Below are 17,850 nucleotides of genomic sequence, written 5' to 3' on the forward strand. Positions count from 1 at the left end.
CTCGTTTCTCGGTTACCCTATACCGTTAATCGTCAGGCGTGGCCGCGCCGCGTTTAGTTGACGCTAAGTAACTTTTCAAAATCCCTTCGATAACTCTTGGGTTTTGGCCATCGGCAATACCAATGATGCCATCCAGTACCAGACTTTGATTGATTTTTTCTTCATCGGTACGATTTTTCAATTTGGTGGCAATAGGTAGACAAATAACGTTGGCAAAAAAGGCACCATACAGAGTGGTTAATAGCGCAACCGCCATTGCCGGTCCGATCGCCTTTGGGTCGTCCATGCTGGAAAGCATGGCAACCAATCCAATCAACGTACCGATCATTCCCATAGCTGGCGCGACATCCCCCATGCCTTTGAAGATAGTGGCGCCAAACTCATGACGTTCAGTCGTCAGAGAAATGTCTTTATGCAAGGTAGTGCGCACCACATCGATATCGTGACCATCCACCAACATGTCCACGCCTTTTTGCATAAACTCGTTTTCGATTTCCGCTTCTTCTAGCGCAAGAAAGCCGCCTTTACGGGCAGCATCGGCCATTTCTACGATTTTTTGAATAAGTTCATCGGGAGCTTCAATTTTAAACATAAAGGCTTTGGCGGCGATTTTCCCTGCACCGAAGAATTGCCCTAATGTCACTTGGGAGAGAACCACGAATATCGTGCCACCAAAAACAATCAGTAACGAGGGCACGTTAATGAACATGCCCATCTCACCACTCATGACCATGGACATTACTACAAAACCAATGGCGCCTATAATGCCGATTAGCGTTGCTAGATCCACACTGTCCTCCCCGAATAATCAATTAAATCTTGTCAGCTGTTTGGGCCTGAGCCGCTGGAATTCTTCTTTAAGTTGCTGACTTAACAACCATTCTATCGGCAAAGTGACATTTTTCCAGAGGAATAAAAGTAATTTATTTTCAATAGTGCTCAGATCCAGCAAATTTTTCACCCGGGTTATTTTGATTGACCCTCGGTAATGGCTTATGTATCTTGCGCGTTCGCAACGGCAACAAGTAAATCTAATGGCAACAGATAACACAACATCACAGAACAGCTTCGAAGACTCGTTGGCTTCGTTAGAAAATATTGTCACCGCCATGGAAAAAGGTGAATTACCGCTGGAAGAAGCGCTGAGTTCATTTGAACAGGGGATCAAATTAGTTAAGCATTGCGAAGAAAAACTAAAGTCCGCTGAGCAGCGCGTTAAAATCCTGACTCAATCGGATGAAGGTAACGAACTGCAAGATTTCGATATCCCAGACACACAGAATCCGTAATTATGAGCTGGCAAAGCGCTGCAAAAGTATATGCCGATTCGGTAACCAACCTGTTACAAACGGCATTGGATGAATATCCCAATCTACCCGGCAACCTCAAGGAAGCAATGACTTACAGTCTGTTCGCTGGCGGTAAACGCGTGCGTCCCTTCCTGGTATTAGCCATTGGCGAGATGTTCAAAGTCCCGGAAGATAAACTGCTTACTTATGCTGCAGCGCTCGAATGCGTTCATACCTATTCACTGATCCATGATGATTTGCCCGCAATGGATGATGATCACCTACGTAGAGGAAAGCCAACTTGCCATGTAATTTACGGTGAAGCTACTGCAATCTTGGCAGGGGATGCCTTGCAAACCCTCGCGTTTGAGCTAATTAGTCATTCTGACAGCCTCAGAGCAACAGAAGCTTTGCAAGCCATCAAGGTGTTGAGTCGCGCTTCCGGCCTGGCGGGTATGTGTGGCGGCCAGGCTGTAGATTTGCACCAGGCAGGGAAACACACCGACAAACAAGCGTTAGAGCAAATGCACCGAATGAAAACGGGTGCACTGCTCAATGCCAGTATTATGTACCCTGGCCATTTAGCAAGTCTGACAAAAGCGCAACACCTGCAACTGCAACAATTTGCTGATGCTGTCGGACTGGGTTTTCAAGTGATGGATGACATCCTGGATGTGGAAGGTGACACGGCGCAACTTGGCAAGCCGCAAGGCTCCGATGCAGAGGCAGAAAAAAGTACCTACCCCGTACTTATGGGTCTTGAGGGCGCAAAAGAATATTTGCAGCAATTGCACAATGAAGCAACACAAGCGCTACAATCACTACCTTACAATAGCGAAACTTTGCTATCATTCACCGATTACTTATTTAGTCGCAACCACTAAGGCATTACATACCTAAAATGACGCTGGATATTTCCCACTACCCTTTATTGGCTAAAGTTCACACTCCTGATGATTTGAGATTGTTACCCAAAGAAGATCTCCGGCAAGTGGCGGATGAGTTACGGGCTTATTTGTTAGCGAGTGTCAGCCAAAGTAGTGGTCATTTTGCTTCCGGGTTGGGCACGGTTGAACTAACAGTAGCGTTACACTATGTCTACAACACCCCATTTGACAGGCTAATCTGGGATGTTGGTCATCAGGCTTATCCCCATAAGATCCTGACTGGCCGGAAAGAGCGCATCACCAGCATCCGTAAAAAAGGGGGATTGCACCCTTTTCCTTGGCCACCAGAAAGTGAATACGACACCTTTGCCGTTGGACACTCGTCTACCTCAATCTCTGCCGCATTAGGCATGGCCATCGCTGCTGAAAAGGAAAACCGCAATCGCAAAGTCGTTGCAGTTATTGGCGATGGAGCCATGACCGCAGGAATGGCTTTTGAAGCCTTGAATCACGGTGGTGATATCAGCAAAGATATGTTGGTGATCCTCAACGATAATGAAATGTCCATTTCTGAGAATGTCGGGGCTTTGAACAGCCATCTGGCGCGATTACTGACAGGTAGCTTTTTCAACTCCATCCGAGATGGTGGTAAAAAGCTATTGTCTAACGTGCCACCCATCAAAGAATTTGCCAGCCGTGCCGAAGAGCACATCAAAGGCATGGTGGTACCCGGTACTATTTTTGAGGAACTAGGCTTCAATTACATCGGCCCAATAGATGGCCATGACGTCAATGGCGTAGTGGACACTTTAAGCAATATGCGCAACCTCAGCGGGCCACAGATTTTGCACGTGGTGACCAAAAAAGGCAAAGGCTACGAAGTCGCGGAAAAAGATCCCATTAAATTCCACGCCGTGCCCAAGTTTAATCCGGCTGATAACCAATTACCCAAAGCAGCGCCAAGTGCACCAACCTTTAGCAAAATCTTTGGCGACTGGATCTGCGACATGGCGGCCCGGGATCCCAAGTTAATGGGCGTTACCCCCGCTATGCGAGAAGGGTCAGGTTTGGTGCAGTTTTCACAGCAGTATCCTGAACAGTATTTTGATGTTGCTATCGCTGAGCAGCATGCGGTGACCTTGGCGGCCGGTCTTGCCATTGACGGTCTCAATCCGGTCGTGGCTATTTACTCTACCTTCTTACAGCGGGCCTATGATCAGCTTATTCACGATGTTGCTTTGCAGAATCTACCTGTCCTGTTTGCCATAGATAGAGCGGGGATCGTAGGTGCAGATGGCCCTACCCATCAAGGCGCTTTCGACATTTCCTATCTGCGTTGTATCCCTAACATGGTAGTCATGACACCCGCTGACGAACAAGATTGTCGCGATATGCTCTACACCGGTCACCTGCTCAAGCAACCTGCTGCGGTGCGCTATCCGCGCGGTGCTGGTAAAGGTATTGCGGTGTCCAGTGACATGACCCAATTAGCAATCGGTGAGTCCAGATCGCTACGACAAGGCAAACAAGTCGCCATTTTAAACTTTGGTACTTTACTGCCAAATGCCGAAGCAGCAGCACAACAGCTGGACGCAACCCTGATTGATATGCGTTTCGTGAAGCCCTTGGATGAAGCTGCTATCAAAGGGGTTTTAAGCTCTCACTCTCTGCTGGTAACACTGGAAGACAATGCAATCGCAGGCGGCGCCGGCAGTGCAGTGGCAGAATTTGTAAATACCCAACCACAGCTGGTAAAAGTATTAAATATTGGCTTGCCCGATGAATTTATTATGCAAGGTACACAGCAGGAAATGTATCAGGAGTTAGGCTTGGATTGCGAAGGCATCGTAGCTAAAATTACTGAGAGTTTGTCAGCTTTAGGGCTTGAGTCTGGATCAGAAGTTAAGCAGCTGAAAATGCAATAACAATTGCATACTGGCCAAAGAGAACATTCCCGCTAGTACATCATCCAACATGATCCCAAACCCACCGTGAACATGCTTGTCGCAGTAGCGGATGGGCCAGGGTTTGATGATGTCGAACAAACGAAATATCACAAATCCCACAAGTAGATTGATGGCCGTCAGCGGCACTGCCAACATGGTGATCAGCATACCCACCACTTCGTCCCACACAATAGCCGAGTGATCATGCACCCCCATATCCCTTGAGGCAATGTCACAAATACGAATACCGATCAGGGTCAAGACTAACACCAGACAAAGCTGCCCAAATAGAGGCATCAAAGGCAACAAAAATACCAAGGGAATCGCCGCCAGGGTACCAAAAGTACCGGGCATAAATGGCGCCAGACCGGTACCAAACCCAAGGGCTAAAAAGTGCCATGGGTTAGACAGTTTAAGTTTTTTGAGCGCCGCTTTTTTAGTGGCTTTATCCATGGTGTACCCTAAAAAGTAGCGCTATTGGCCACTAGCTAAAATGTTGAAACCCCGTTTCAGGCAGCTGATATGGCTTGTCGCCCCGTTGCAGTTCCAGTTTTTCCTGCACACCGTTGATTCGACCTATGCAAGTGGCTGATACATTACAATTAGCCAGAGCCACTTCCAGGCTGCCCTTTTGCTCTTCTGACACCGTAAACAATAACTCGTAGTCATCGCCTGCTGTAAGCGCATAACGAATTCCCTCGTCTTTGCCCACAGTGGCCAGCATCGCCTCTGATAATGGCAATTGCTCAACATTAATGACCGCACCGGTTTGAGAGGCGAACAGAATATGTTGTACATCTGACTTCAAACCATCTGACAGATCAATACAAGTGGTTGCCAAACGTCTCAGCGTTGTCCCAACCATTAATCGCGGTGAGGGAAAGTTGAGTCGATTGATAAGGTAATTGCGGTGCATAGGTTCTGCCGCTTTTTCGGTTTGTAGCAGCTCAAGACCTAAACCGGCATCGCCCAAGGTTCCGGTGACATAAATCCAGTCACCTGGTTTGGCTTTAGAGCGCATCAGCGCCTGCCCTTGAGGTACAAAACCCTGAGCAGTAATGGTAATCGATAGAGGCCCCTGCACCGTATCGCCACCGATTAGTTGAATAGAGTAATAGTCGGTGAGTTCTTGCAAACACAAGGAAAAATCTCGCAACCAGGCTTCGTCATACTCAGGAATAGACAGCGATAAACTGATCCAGGCGGGTTCGGCTCCCATGGCAGCCAAATCACTTAAGTTGACGGACAAGGCTTTGTGAGCAACGGCTCTACCGGAGGTTCCTTTAGGGAAATGCACGCTTTCTGCAAGCGTATCGGTTGTGGTAACTAACTGTTGCCCTTCCGGTACTGTCGTCAAAGCACAATCGTCACCGATACCCAGTTGCACATCCTTGCGCTGATAACTTCTGGATAAGAAGTAATTTTTAATAATATCGAATTCTTTCACTGTATCACCGCGTTAGCGTGGCACTTCATCCTTGCGTAACAAGCGTACTGCTTTGTCCAGCACACCGTTAATAAACTTGTGACTGTCAGCTGCGCCAAATTGCTTACCAAGTTCAATTGCTTCGTTGATAACCACTTTATAGGGCACATCGATGCGCTGTGTCAGTTCAAAGGTGGCAAGACGCAAGATAGCTTTTTCAATTGGGTCGATTTCACTCAGAGGGCGATCCGTAACGTAAAGCTTGTAAGCTTCGTCTAGCTCGTCAACATGCTCCGCGACATAGTTTAATGCAGCTTGAAAGAAGCTCATGTCAACTTTATTCATATCTTGCTGAGTGGCGATGTTAAGTTCGATTTCGCTTACGGGATTGCCCGTCATTTGCCACGAATAAATGGCCTGCATGGCCAGTTCTCTGGCCTTTTTACGTCCTGCTACCTTCACAGTTACGCTCCAGCTAACTGGTCGATGACATTGACCATTTCAAGGGCTGAATGGGCCGCTTCTGCACCTTTATTTCCGGCTTTAGTGCCAGAACGCTCAATAGCTTGCTCGATGCTGTCAACTGTGATCACGCCAAAGGCTACCGGAATGCCGTATTCCAGAGACACTTGAGCCAGACCTTTATTACATTCACCAGCAACAAAATCAAAGTGAGGCGTGCCACCACGTATGACTGCACCAATTGCGATAATGGCGTCAAACTTACCACTTTCAGCGGCTTTTTTAGCCACTAAAGGTAGCTCATAGGCACCCGGAACTTTAACTACCGTGATATCTTGCTCATTGACTTCACCCGCTCTTTCCAGTGTGTCGATAGCCCCTTCAACAAGGTGATCTACAACAAAACTGTTGAAACGCGAAACCACAATAGCGAATTTTTTACCCGTGGCTCTGATGTTGCCTTCCACAATATTCATATTAAAGTTGCCTCAATTAATCATCCGGAAATTTTCAGGCGCGGATTCTACCACAGCTTCACCGGATTTTTTGTACTATTTCTATCAAGGCCAACAGGCCTTGAGCTCTTTATTCCGAGATTGTTTCTACCACTTCCAGGCCATAACCAGAAAGTGCATGATATTTAACAGGTTTACTAAGCAAGCGCATTTTTTGAACGCCCAAAGTTTTTAAGATTTGACAGCCGACACCAACGGTTCTGGAAGTGCCCTTCCACAAGTTAGTAACTGGCTTTTCGCCTTTATCCTCTGCTTCAAACTGCTTTACCACGCGAACCAGCTCATCACTGCTCTCTTCGCGGCCCAGAATGAGCAATACGCCGCCATCATTGGCGATACGCTGCATGGCTTGCGGTAAATCCATGGAACGGTCGATAGAACGCCCCGAACCCAGCACATCGCTGAAGGTGTTGCGCAAGTGAACACGCACAAGTGTTGGCTCATCAGGGGTAATGTCGCCCTTACACAAGGCAAAGTGCACCTGGTTGTCGATGGTATCTTTGAAGGTTGCCAAACGAAACTCGCCAAACTCAGTAGGTAAGTTACATGTAGCCACTTGCTCAACCGTAGCTTCATTGATATTTCTATACTCAATCAAATCAGCAATAGTACCCAATTTCAAATCGTGCTTTTTGGCAAAGGCTTCAAGCTCGGGGCGGCGCGCCATGGTGCCGTCTTCATTGAGTATTTCCACGATAACACCGGCAGGTTCACAACCTGCAAGCCGAGCTAAATCAACCGCAGCCTCAGTGTGACCCGCGCGATTCAACACACCTCCCTCTTTGGCAATCAAAGGAAATATATGTCCAGGCTGAACAATATCGGCAGCTACGGCGTCAGGCGCCACCGCGGCTAAGATGGTTCGTGCCCTGTCAGCAGCAGAAATACCCGTTGTTACGCCTTCAGCGGCTTCAATTGAAACGGTAAAGTTTGTGGAGAATTGCGCCCCATTGTTATCCACCATCAGAGGCAATTTAAGGGTTTCGCAGCGGTCGCGCGTCATGGGTAAACAGACAAGTCCTCTGGCGTGCGTCACCATAAAATTGATGGCTTCAGGCGTAATGTGCTCTGCGGCCATAATGAGGTCGCCTTCGTTTTCGCGATCTTCATCATCCATCAGGATAACCATCTTGCCGTTGCGAATATCTTCGAGTATTTCTTCGGTGCTATTTAGTGACATAAATTCTTTACTGTAGGGTTCTCGACTGATTCAGATTAACAATCACACCAGTCTGTTTTTTTGTTTATGCAATGAATGGTGGCGAATTGTACTATCGCAAATAACCATTTTCAGCTAAAAATGCCAAATTGATATCGCCAGACTGACTTTGCGCAGCTTTATCGCCTAACATCAGGCGTTCCAGGTAGCGGGCAATTACGTCCACTTCCAAATTTACCTTGGTACCAGCTTGATAATGCTGAATGATGGTTTCTTGCAAGGTATGGGGCACCAGAGTTAATTTAAATTTAGCACCATCCACATCATTTACCGTGAGACTGACACCATCCACCGTAATTGAACCTTTTTCAGCGATGTATTTAGCCAGATTATCAGGGGCTTTTAGCCAAATTTCCCAGGTTTGTCCGGCGTTTTCGATGCTGGCAATTTCCCCCACCCCATCAACATGACCACTGACAATATGCCCCCCCAAGCGAGATGTGGCCATCAGAGCTTTTTCAAGATTGACCGCCATGCCTTGGGAATAGTTAGCAAATCCGGTGCGCTTGATAGTTTCCATGGATACATCTGCCACATAGTGTCCTGAAGAAAATTCGACGACGGTAAGGCAAACCCCATTGGTAGCGATACTGTCACCTAATTGTACGTCCGACATATCTAGTTTGCCGGTGCTAATGGCTACCCGCATGTCACTGCCTCGGGCCTGCATGGAAGCAATGCTCCCTACTGATTCAATAATTCCAGTAAACACTTTAACCTCTCGGGATAAATTAGCGAAAGTGAGCCACGATTTTTATATCGTCACCCACCATTTTAGTTTCTGTAATATGAAGTTCCGGCACCTGTTCCATTTTCTCAAACGCAGGTAACTCAACTAAGCTGAAGCCACTATGCCCCATCAGTTTAGGTGCAAGATAGAGAATAAAGGAGTCTACTAATTCCGCTGCGATAAATGCCCCTGCTAATCGGCTTCCTGCTTCTAGCCAAATGTCATTTAGCTGCATCTGCGCAAGGTGAGCCAAGACTGCCCGTAAATCAATTTTTCCGTTTTGGACTGGCGCTTGCCACTGTTTAATATCGGCTTCTGATAATTCGACATTAGGCGACAAATTGATCACCAGAACATTGTTATCTGCAAAAACCTTTAGTTTACTATGCAGTTGATTTCTACCATCCAGGATCACCCGCAAAGGTTGCCTTATCTCACCTGTACAACCTGTATTTACATGCTCCGGCAATTCTTCAGGACGCACATTGAGTGATGGGTCATCTGCCAGCACGGTTCCCGAGCCGCTAATTATGGCGCAACTCATGGCTCTGTGACGCTGAACATCTCGACGCGCCGCCGCACCAGTTATCCACTTACTTTGAGTATTTGAAAGGGCCGTTTTACCATCCAGCGACGCAGCCATTTTTAAGGTCACTTTTGGCATACCTTGCAATTGGCGTTTTATAAAACCGGTATTGAGTTCTTTGGCTGCAGCTTCCATCAAGCCAACATCCACCTGAATCCCGGCGTCCCGCAGCTTTTTCAAGCCGCGGCCTGCCACCTTGGGATTGGGATCTTGCATTGCCACGACAACGCGTTTTATACCCGTATTGATCAGTGCATCACTACAGGGCGGAGTGCGGCCATAATGGGAACAGGGCTCGAGGGTAACATAGACAGTAGCCCCTGCCACCGATTCGGCGCTACTGGCGAGTGCGGCGGCCTCAGCATGGGCCTCTCCGGCTTTTTGATGAAAGCCTTCAGACAGAACATCGCCATTTGCAGATACGATCACACAGCCGACATTGGGATTAGGGCTGGTGGTAAATATGCCTCTTTTAGCAAGTTCAATCGCTCTTGCCATGTGTTTGGCGTCGATTGCAGAGAACATATTAATCTCCCAACCGGGCAATCGCCTCGCCGAACTCTTTGATATCTTCAAAGGAGCGGTAAACGGAGGCAAAGCGCACATAAGCCACTTTGTCCAACTCAATGAGTTCCGCCATGATCAGATTACCCACCAGCTCACTACTGACCTCCCGCTCTCCGGTACCACGTAAGTGAGATTTAATATGGTGAATACTTTGTTCTATTTTTTCGGTATTCACCGGGCGTTTTTCCAGTGCACGCTGCATACCTGCACGCAGTTTGTCCTCATTATATGGCTCGCGGGTACCGTCTCGTTTCACAATTCTTGGCATCACCAGTTCGGCCACTTCAAATGTGGTAAAGCGCTCGTGGCATTGCGTGCATTCCCTGCGACGGCGCACCTGAGCCCCTTCGGAAACCAAACGAGAATCAATAACTTTGGTTTCCTGGGTCATGCAAAAAGGACAAATCATACGGGTGATAACCTGAAAAAGCGTGTCTTGTGGTATAGGCAATATAGGTGCTTAAACCCTATTTTCAAGCCTTGGATTGGCCAAAAGAGGAAGGCGTGTAGACGATGACATACATCCCATCTGTCAATCCCCCATTACAAACCTCGTTTAACGTCCTTTTCCCAAAATTCGTCCACCAGCAAGGCAAGCATATCGTGCAGATGTTCTTCAAACTCTTCCAGATTTTGACCGAACACTGCCAGGTACTTTTCAGCCTGATCGTGAGTGAGATTTTTATTCAATGCGCGAAACTGCATTTCCGGGAGTTTTTTGTTCATTCGAGCGACGATTTCCCATTTCACGAATTCGGCATGTAGACTCTGCACGCGCTGTTGCGCGTATTTACAGTAATCCTGGATATGATCGATACCGGCAGGCCCCATGCATCCGGGTTCAACCCGGAACAAAACGTGTAATTTTTTATCGTCTGGAAGTTGTGTTACAACTGGCATTTATAATTGGTTATCAGTAGCTAAATTAATTGACAACATAACTGAATATGACAAGAAAAGGAATGCTCTGAGGCTAGCAATTTAGTCCAATTATTGCCAACAGCAGTTGTTCCTCTGCGTCAGCGCACGCACAGGAACTCAGATTAGCATTTATTTTTTTACCGGTATGTGTTTGGAAATAAACTTGTCGATAGCCTGCAAAGCAGCCATGCGGTGGGGCGCTTTGCTAAGAGAATGATCAGCCTGCTCTAACTCGAGATATTGCGCATCAACATCGGCATCCTGTAACTCATCAAACATGTTTTCCGATTGATGATCTGGAACCACTTCATCGTGAGTACCGTGCACTAAAAGCACGGGGATTTTAATTTTATCAATGTGATTTATGGGTGAAATCGCTTTAATATGTGCCTCATCCACTTTGCCCTCAGAAATGAGCTTTTGCCAATAGGCCACGACCCAGTGATTTTTGCCGTAGTCTCTGCGCTCGTCACGCAACATACGCTCAAGATCAGCCACACCATTGATGGAAATAGCGCACTGATACACATCAGGAGTAAAAGCGGCGCCAGCCAAGGCCGCATAGCCCCCGTAGCTGATACCCACAATGCACACTCTATCCGGATCGACATAACCTGACTTAACCAGGGTGTTAACGGTATCTGTGAGGTCGTCTTGCATCTTACGACCCCATTCGCCGCGTCCTTTCAATGTGAGCTCCAAGCCAAACCCCTCCGAGCCGCGAAATTGTGGTTGCATTACCAGATAACCACGACTGGCGAAATACTGAGCCAACCAATCAAAACCAATTCTATCGTAAGACTCAGGCCCACCATGGGGTAACATGATAGCAGGTAAGTTTTTGAGCTCATCAACAGCAGGTAGAGTCAAAAGCGTCGGTAAACGCAAGCCGTCACGAGCTTTAATTTCAGTTTGAAACACTTGATTGATTTCATTCGCAGGAATATCAGGTCGACCAGAGGCTATGAAGTAAAATTGACCTTTAGTGTAAAAGTAGAAATCACCGGGGCTATCTATGCCTTCAATCATAAAGATCATGTGTTGCCAATCCGGTGAATAACTCACAAGAGTTACTGTATAATCAGGTAAATCCTTCGCTACACCATCCACTACAGTCTGGATTTTAGGATCGAAGAAATCATAACTGGGTTTAAACCCAGAATAACGAACACCATGAACAATGCGATTGTGGTCGGTCAATACATATTCGACATCTTTATCTTCAACCTCGAAAAAGGGTCCCGATACCTGGCCATCTGCCAGTGCCATAGTAAAATAGCCCCAACGACCTTGGCCATTTTGCGCCACCATTACCAGGCTTTTTAAATCAGCCGTTAGCCCTTCGAAACTACGGGTGGGAATTTCGGTTTCCTGGCGATATATCTCCCGCCATTCATCATTTTCACGCACTTCGACACGGTGCAGGTTTTTACGATTATCAAAGCGCTCTCGGGCAATCAGCTCATCGTTGTAAATAAAATAATTAACTGCATCATGCGTCCCTCTTGAAACCGGACGCGGTGTACGCTTGCCTGATATTCTAACTTTCATCAAACTGTAGACACTTTGGGACTGAAAAGCCGGCATGTAAGCAAATTGCCCATCATTACTTAAGCCGACAATTGTCCCAAGGTTGGTTTGCCCCGCATAGATGCCATCTCCGGGAGTAAGCAACTGCCGGATGCGATTTTCAGAGATTTTGAAAGAAAACGCCGCGCTAATGTCGTGTCGTCCTTGGAAACCGAATAAACGGGTGTTGTCCACCGTCACCATTATTAAGGTATCTTCATCAACAAACCAAGCGTGCTTTGGGCGTATATTTGAGATATCCACACCAGTGACCATTTCTTTTTTAGCCAGATCGTAGATGACATACATTTCTTTGTTGTCTTTAGCCACGCGGTAAGCAATGCGATTACCGCTTGGCGACACTTCCATCATACTAATTTGGGGCAACGCGCCAAAGACTTCCAAAGGTACAAGTTCTTCAGCGGCAGTTACTACAAAACCGAAAAAAAACAGAATAAAAAACAGGGTTATTTTGTTCACAACCTCTCCTTGGTTATCGTGAAACAGTATTGAATGGTAGTGAGTGTATTAAAGCGGTGTGGATTGTATTAAATAGACCAAAGGATTGCTACAAAAAAGCCAGCTGACGCTGGCTTTTAACATAAAAGTATCGAGCTAATGTCTAAGCGTATACAGGGAAGCGCTCACACAAAGCAATAACTTGCTCTCTGACTCCGGCAATATTGGCTTCGTCTTCGATGTTATCCAGTACATCGCAAATCCAATTGGCCACTTGAGATGCTTCTTCCTCGCCAAATCCACGACGGGTAATCGCTGGCGTACCAATGCGCAAGCCACTGGTTACGAACGGAGAACGAGGGTCGTTAGGCACTGCATTCTTGTTTACCGTTATGTAGGCTTTGCCCAATGCTGCATCTGCATCTTTACCTGTGATGTCTTTATCAATCAAATCCAACAAAAACAGATGGTTTTCTGTACCGTCAGAAACAATTTTGTAGCCTCTATCCTGGAATGCTTTACACATCGCCTTGGCATTTTTCACCACTTGCTGCTGGTAAGTTTTAAATTCAGGCTGCAAGGCTTCTTTAAATGCTACCGCTTTCGCTGCGATAACGTGACACAAAGGACCGCCCTGCCCACCCGGGAATACCGCGCTGTTGAGCTTCTTGTAAATAGCTTCATCACCACAAGCAGAAAGAATTAAACCGCCACGAGGCCCCGCCAGCGTTTTATGGGTAGTTGTTGTAACAACATGGGCATGAGGCAGCGGGTTAGGATAAACACCAGCAGCTACCAAACCAGCTACGTGCGCCATATCCACCAACAAAAACGCGCCAACACTATCAGCGATTTCTCTGAATTTAGCCCAATCAACGATACCAGAATAGGCAGAAAAACCACCAATGATCATTTTTGGTTTGTGCTCTTCAGCAAGAGCTTTAACCTGCTCGTAATCGATCTCGCCAGTTTCCTCATTCAGACCGTACTGAACTGCCTTGTATAATTTACCTGAGAAATTAACGTGGGAGCCGTGAGTTAAGTGACCACCGTGCGCCAGGCTCATACCCAATACCGTGTCGTTGGCTTCTAACAATGCCATGAATACAGCGGAGTTAGCTTGTGAGCCAGAGTGAGGTTGCACATTGGCATAATCAGCGCCAAACAACTGTTTCGCGCGTTCGATAGCGAGCTCTTCTGCAACATCAACGTGTTCACAACCACCGTAATAACGTTTACCTGGATAGCCTTCTGCGTACTTGTTGGTCAGCTGAGACCCCTGCGCCTGCAAAACGCGTGGGCTGGTGTAGTTTTCTGAGGCAATCAATTCAATATGATGTTCTTGACGCTGAGTTTCAGCCTGGATGGCATCCCACAATTCGGGGTCGAAATCAGCAATATTCATGTCTTTAGACAGCATCGCACTTCCTTCAGGTATTAGGGAAAAACAAAAGCCGGGGGGATACGAATCCAAGCGCCCGCCTCGAAGATTCGGGTATGATAGCGATTTTCTTCATTTTGTACATACGTATTGAGCAATCAATATACACTGAGATATACGGCAATCGCATAGATAAGGATTTACCTTGTTTCGACAGCAAATTTGAACCTGACTTATCCCATCAGTTTAGATTACAATACGGACAATCTAACTGAGCATAAGAATCACTATGTCACAATACGTTTACACCATGTCGCGAGTGGGCAAGATTGTTCCACCGAAACGACAAATATTAAAAGATATCTCTTTAAGCTTTTTCCCCGGTGCCAAAATCGGGGTGTTGGGTCTTAATGGTGCTGGTAAATCCACCCTATTGCGCATTATGGCGGGTATCGATACCGAAATCGAAGGTGAAGCCCGTCCCCAACCTGGTTTGAATGTGGGTTATTTGCCGCAGGAGCCAAAGCTGGACGAAAGCAAAGACGTGCGCGGTAATATCGAAGAAGCGGTTGCCGATGTGGTGCACGCGCTTAAACGCCTCGATGAAGTGTATGCCGAGTATGCTCAGCCCGATGCCGACTTTGACGCCCTGGCCAAAGAACAAGGTGAACTGGAAGCCATCATCCAGAGTAAAGATGGTCACAACCTGGATAACGCCCTTGAGCGCGCCGCTGATGCTTTGCGTTTGCCGCCTTGGGATGCAGATGTGAGTAAACTGTCAGGTGGTGAGCGCCGTCGTGTTGCCCTGTGCCGCTTGCTGTTAGAAAAACCAGATATGTTGTTGCTGGACGAACCTACTAACCACCTGGATGCTGAATCAGTGGCATGGTTGGAGCGCTTTTTACATGATTATGAAGGTACTGTGGTAGCCATTACCCACGACCGTTACTTCTTGGATAATGTCGCGGGCTGGATTCTGGAACTAGACCGTGGCCACGGTATTCCATGGGAAGGTAACTACTCCACCTGGTTGGAACAAAAAGAGAAACGTCTCGAGCAGGAAGAGCGTACCGAGAATGCCCGCGTTAAATCCATGAAACAGGAACTGGAATGGGTGCGTAGTAATCCCAAAGGTCGTCAGGCAAAAAGCAAAGCTCGTATGACGCGCTTTGAGGAAATGAATACCTCAGATTACCAAAAGCGAAACGAAACCAACGAGCTGTTTATCCCGCCGGGTGAGCGTTTGGGTGACCAGGTTATCGACGTGGTCAATTTGAAGAAAAGCTACGATGGTCGTGTACTCATCGATGATTTGAGCTTTTCTATTCCCAAGGGTGCTATTGTGGGTATTATCGGTCCTAACGGTGCTGGTAAATCCACTCTGTTCCGCATGTTAACCGGTCAGGAGCAACCGGATAGTGGTGAAATTAAACTAGGTGAATCAGTACAAATTGCCAGTGTCGAGCAGTTCCGCGATCACATGGACGACACTCGCACTGTATGGCAGGAAATCTCCGACGAGCAAGACATCATTCGCATTAACAACTTTGAGATAAACAGCCGCGCCTACTGCAGCCGCTTTAACTTTAAAGGCAATGATCAGCAAAAGTTTGTTAAAGACTTATCTGGTGGTGAACGCAACCGTGTGCACCTGGCTAAATTACTCAAAGCTGGCGGAAACGTATTGCTGTTGGACGAACCGACTAACGACCTGGACGTAGAAACCTTGCGAGCTCTGGAAAACGCCATTTTGGAATTCCCGGGCTGCGCTATGGTTATCTCGCACGATAGATGGTTCCTTGACCGTGTCGCTACCCACATTCTGGATTACCGCGACGAAGGCAAAATCAACTTTTACGAAGGTAACTACACCGACTACGAAGCCTGGTTAAAAGACAACTTCGGCAAAGATGTAGTTGAGCCTCACCGTTTGAAATACAAAAAGATTGCGAAGTAACGCTTCGCATTGAGTGCTACCAAGGCCGCCAGTAAATGCTGAGCGGCCTTTTTTTGTATATCAACTATCTCAGAGTGATTGTCTCAGAGTGAATGTGCTAACGAAGTCTAATATTGTCGTATTCCATGAAGGTGAATAAACCTATGCATTTCCCCTCATGAAGCGCCATTGAAAAACGTTAAACAAGTTGCCGGTAATTTTCAGGGACGAAAATCAAGTCACGTCTGAGCATGGACGCGCATCGTGACGACGGAAACTTGTAGTTTTTCAATGGATTAAGCGTAATGTGGGGAGCCTTTTTCTTTCGCATACGGTTTCTTTTTAGCAAAAAGACAAATTCATCGGGAATGAATTTGGACAGTTTTAGCTGTCTTCAGGGAAATACAGGGATGTATTTCACAAATGGTATGTGGACCAAAGGGATTTGGTTCAGAAAAGCCATGGATGGCGTCTGTGAGGCTCCATAGAAGTCAAAAAAGATATTGAGATTCTTCAGACTAAAATATCAAATCGCCTCCAATGCTTCCTGAAGGTTCTTCACCCCCACCACCGTAATCCCTTGCGGATTTTTGGGTACATTCGCCTTAGGCACAATAGCACGGGTGAAGCCGTGTTTTTTTGCCTCTGATATGCGCTCACTGCCATTGTTCACCGGACGGATTTCGCCGGATAAACCCACTTCGCCGAATACAATTAAATCTCTGGGCAAGGTTTTATTGCGGAAACTAGACAATAACGCCACCAATAATGCCAAATCGGCACTGGTTTCCGAGACACGAATTCCTCCAACCACGTTAACAAAAACGTCTTGATCATTCATTTGTACGTCACCATGGCGATGCAGTACCGCTAACAACATAGTCAAACGGTTTTGCTCTAATCCCACAGCGACGCGTCTTGGATTGGCCATCTGGCTGTAATCCACAAGGCCTTGAATCTCTACCAATAACGGTCTGGTTCCTTCCCACACCACCATAACCGCACTGCCGGGAGAGGCTTCTTCACTGCGATTGAGAAAGATGGCGGAGGGATTTTTAACTTCTTTTAGGCCTGACTCGGTCATGCCAAAAACCCCCAACTCATTAACCGCGCCAAAGCGATTTTTGTGACCTCGCAAAGTGCGATATCTGCCGTCGGCATCACCGTCCAGCATTAACGAGCAATCTATGCAATGCTCCAGAACCTTAGGTCCGGCGATAGAGCCTTCTTTGGTGACATGGCCGACAATAAACATCGCCACATTGTTTTGTTTAGCAAAGCGAGTTAGAAAAGCGGCACACTCACGCACTTGAGAAACACTGCCTGGGGCAGATTGAATGTCCCCCATATGCATCACCTGAATCGAGTCGATGACCATGACACCGGGCTTTTCACTTAAAGCCAGTTTACATATGGTTTCTACCTCGGTTTCTGCCAGCACTTTGACCTTGTCGCTGGGTAAGCCCAAACGCTGCGCTCGCATTGCCACCTGCTGCAGGGATTCCTCACCGGTGACATAGAGTACATTCTGGCTTTTTGAAAGGTGACAAATAGTTTGTAACAACAGGGTACTCTTTCCCGCGCCGGGGGAGCCGCCGATTAAAATTGCCGAACCGGGCACGATGCCGCCGCCCAAAACGCGATCCAGTTCGACAAAGCCAGAACTGAATCTAGGTACCGTTTGCAAATCAATTTCTGACAGGGTCTCGACCTTGGCTTGAGTTAAACCTGAAAACCCGCTCTTTGAGGAGTTACCAGAAGCGGGTATTCGCATCTCTACAATGGTGTTCCAGGCCCCGCAATCATGGCATTGCCCCTGCCATTTTGAATATTCAGAACCACATTCGTTACAAACGTAGGCAGTTTTGCTCTTTTTCATAAATTAAGTCGTACAAACCTTATCAATTGATTGTTTTATTGTGACACTTTTAATAAAGTAAGAGGGTATAAAATATCG

General features: G+C 47.0%; 17 protein-coding genes. 4 read left to right on the forward strand and 13 right to left on the reverse strand.

Annotated features, from left to right (window positions below; all coding sequences use genetic code 11):
* Positions 1-25: 25 nt before the first annotated feature.
* Positions 26-790, reverse strand: a complete 765-nt coding sequence (gene pomA / locus AABA75_RS15535; RefSeq protein WP_338293574.1) for a flagellar motor protein PomA — start codon at positions 788-790, stop codon at positions 26-28.
* A gap of 244 nt (positions 791-1,034) precedes the next feature.
* Between pomA and AABA75_RS15540 the strand changes: the two genes are divergently transcribed.
* The 3 genes from AABA75_RS15540 to dxs are packed head-to-tail and all read left to right on the forward strand — an operon-like array spanning position 1,035 to position 4,101.
* On the forward strand, positions 1,035-1,289 hold the full coding sequence (locus AABA75_RS15540; protein ID WP_338293575.1) for an exodeoxyribonuclease VII small subunit: 255 nt from the start codon (positions 1,035-1,037) through the stop codon (positions 1,287-1,289).
* A 2-nt stretch (positions 1,290-1,291) separates the two neighbouring features.
* Positions 1,292-2,173 carry a polyprenyl synthetase family protein gene (locus AABA75_RS15545; RefSeq protein WP_338293576.1) on the forward strand — a complete coding sequence of 294 codons (882 nt, stop codon included), beginning with the start codon at positions 1,292-1,294 and terminating at the stop codon, positions 2,171-2,173.
* Between the two features lie 17 nt (positions 2,174-2,190).
* Positions 2,191-4,101 carry a 1-deoxy-D-xylulose-5-phosphate synthase gene (gene dxs, locus AABA75_RS15550; RefSeq protein WP_338293577.1) on the forward strand — a complete coding sequence of 637 codons (1,911 nt, stop codon included), beginning with the start codon at positions 2,191-2,193 and terminating at the stop codon, positions 4,099-4,101.
* On the opposite strand, the gene AABA75_RS15555 is transcribed toward dxs, so the two are convergent.
* The 11 genes from AABA75_RS15555 to glyA form a co-directional block, all read right to left on the reverse strand.
* Positions 4,072-4,575, reverse strand: a complete 504-nt coding sequence (locus tag AABA75_RS15555; protein WP_338293579.1) for a phosphatidylglycerophosphatase A family protein — start codon at positions 4,573-4,575, stop codon at positions 4,072-4,074. The genes dxs and AABA75_RS15555 overlap by 30 nt on opposite strands.
* Positions 4,576-4,606: 31 nt before the next feature.
* Positions 4,607-5,569: a thiamine-phosphate kinase gene (gene thiL, locus AABA75_RS15560; protein WP_338293581.1), complete on the reverse strand. Its 963-nt coding sequence runs from the start codon at positions 5,567-5,569 to the stop codon at positions 4,607-4,609.
* A 12-nt stretch (positions 5,570-5,581) separates the two neighbouring features.
* Entirely contained in the window at positions 5,582-6,010 is a 429-nt protein-coding gene (nusB, locus tag AABA75_RS15565) for a transcription antitermination factor NusB (protein ID WP_338293582.1), read from the reverse strand.
* 2 nt (positions 6,011-6,012) lie between these two features.
* The gene (ribH, locus tag AABA75_RS15570) at positions 6,013-6,486 is read right to left on the reverse strand and encodes a 6,7-dimethyl-8-ribityllumazine synthase (protein WP_338293583.1); all 474 of its coding nucleotides are present in this window, start codon (positions 6,484-6,486) and stop codon (positions 6,013-6,015) included.
* A gap of 109 nt (positions 6,487-6,595) precedes the next feature.
* Complete coding sequence (gene ribBA / locus AABA75_RS15575) at positions 6,596-7,705, reverse strand: bifunctional 3,4-dihydroxy-2-butanone-4-phosphate synthase/GTP cyclohydrolase II (RefSeq protein ID WP_338293584.1); 1,110 nt, start codon at positions 7,703-7,705, stop codon at positions 6,596-6,598.
* Positions 7,706-7,796: 91 nt separating this feature from the next.
* Positions 7,797-8,456, reverse strand: coding sequence for a riboflavin synthase (locus tag AABA75_RS15580; RefSeq protein ID WP_338293585.1), 660 nt, complete (start codon positions 8,454-8,456; stop codon positions 7,797-7,799).
* A 19-nt stretch (positions 8,457-8,475) separates the two neighbouring features.
* Positions 8,476-9,591 (reverse strand): bifunctional diaminohydroxyphosphoribosylaminopyrimidine deaminase/5-amino-6-(5-phosphoribosylamino)uracil reductase RibD, encoded by a 1,116-nt coding sequence (ribD, locus tag AABA75_RS15585; RefSeq protein ID WP_425325606.1) that lies wholly within the window; start codon positions 9,589-9,591, stop codon positions 8,476-8,478.
* Complete coding sequence (nrdR, locus tag AABA75_RS15590) at positions 9,587-10,036, reverse strand: transcriptional regulator NrdR (RefSeq protein ID WP_338294869.1); 450 nt, start codon at positions 10,034-10,036, stop codon at positions 9,587-9,589. The genes ribD and nrdR overlap by 5 nt, the downstream gene beginning before the upstream one ends.
* A 134-nt stretch (positions 10,037-10,170) precedes the next feature.
* Positions 10,171-10,527, reverse strand: a complete 357-nt coding sequence (locus AABA75_RS15595; protein ID WP_338293587.1) for a hypothetical protein — start codon at positions 10,525-10,527, stop codon at positions 10,171-10,173.
* A gap of 150 nt (positions 10,528-10,677) precedes the next feature.
* On the reverse strand, positions 10,678-12,597 hold the full coding sequence (locus AABA75_RS15600; protein ID WP_338293588.1) for an alpha/beta hydrolase family protein: 1,920 nt from the start codon (positions 12,595-12,597) through the stop codon (positions 10,678-10,680).
* 142 nt (positions 12,598-12,739) lie between these two features.
* On the reverse strand, positions 12,740-13,996 hold the full coding sequence (glyA, locus tag AABA75_RS15605) for a serine hydroxymethyltransferase (protein ID WP_338293589.1): 1,257 nt from the start codon (positions 13,994-13,996) through the stop codon (positions 12,740-12,742).
* 250 nt (positions 13,997-14,246) lie between these two features.
* Here glyA and ettA point away from each other — a divergent pair, with 250 nt between their 5' ends.
* Positions 14,247-15,914: an energy-dependent translational throttle protein EttA gene (gene ettA / locus AABA75_RS15610; protein ID WP_338293591.1), complete on the forward strand. Its 1,668-nt coding sequence runs from the start codon at positions 14,247-14,249 to the stop codon at positions 15,912-15,914.
* A 505-nt stretch (positions 15,915-16,419) separates the two neighbouring features.
* Here the strand turns inward: ettA and radA are convergent.
* Entirely contained in the window at positions 16,420-17,772 is a 1,353-nt protein-coding gene (gene radA / locus AABA75_RS15615) for a DNA repair protein RadA (protein WP_338293592.1), read from the reverse strand.
* Positions 17,773-17,850: the final 78 nt, after the last annotated feature.

It is taken from the genome of Planctobacterium marinum (genome assembly GCF_036322805.1).
Classification (GTDB): domain Bacteria; phylum Pseudomonadota; class Gammaproteobacteria; order Enterobacterales; family Alteromonadaceae; genus Planctobacterium; species Planctobacterium marinum_A.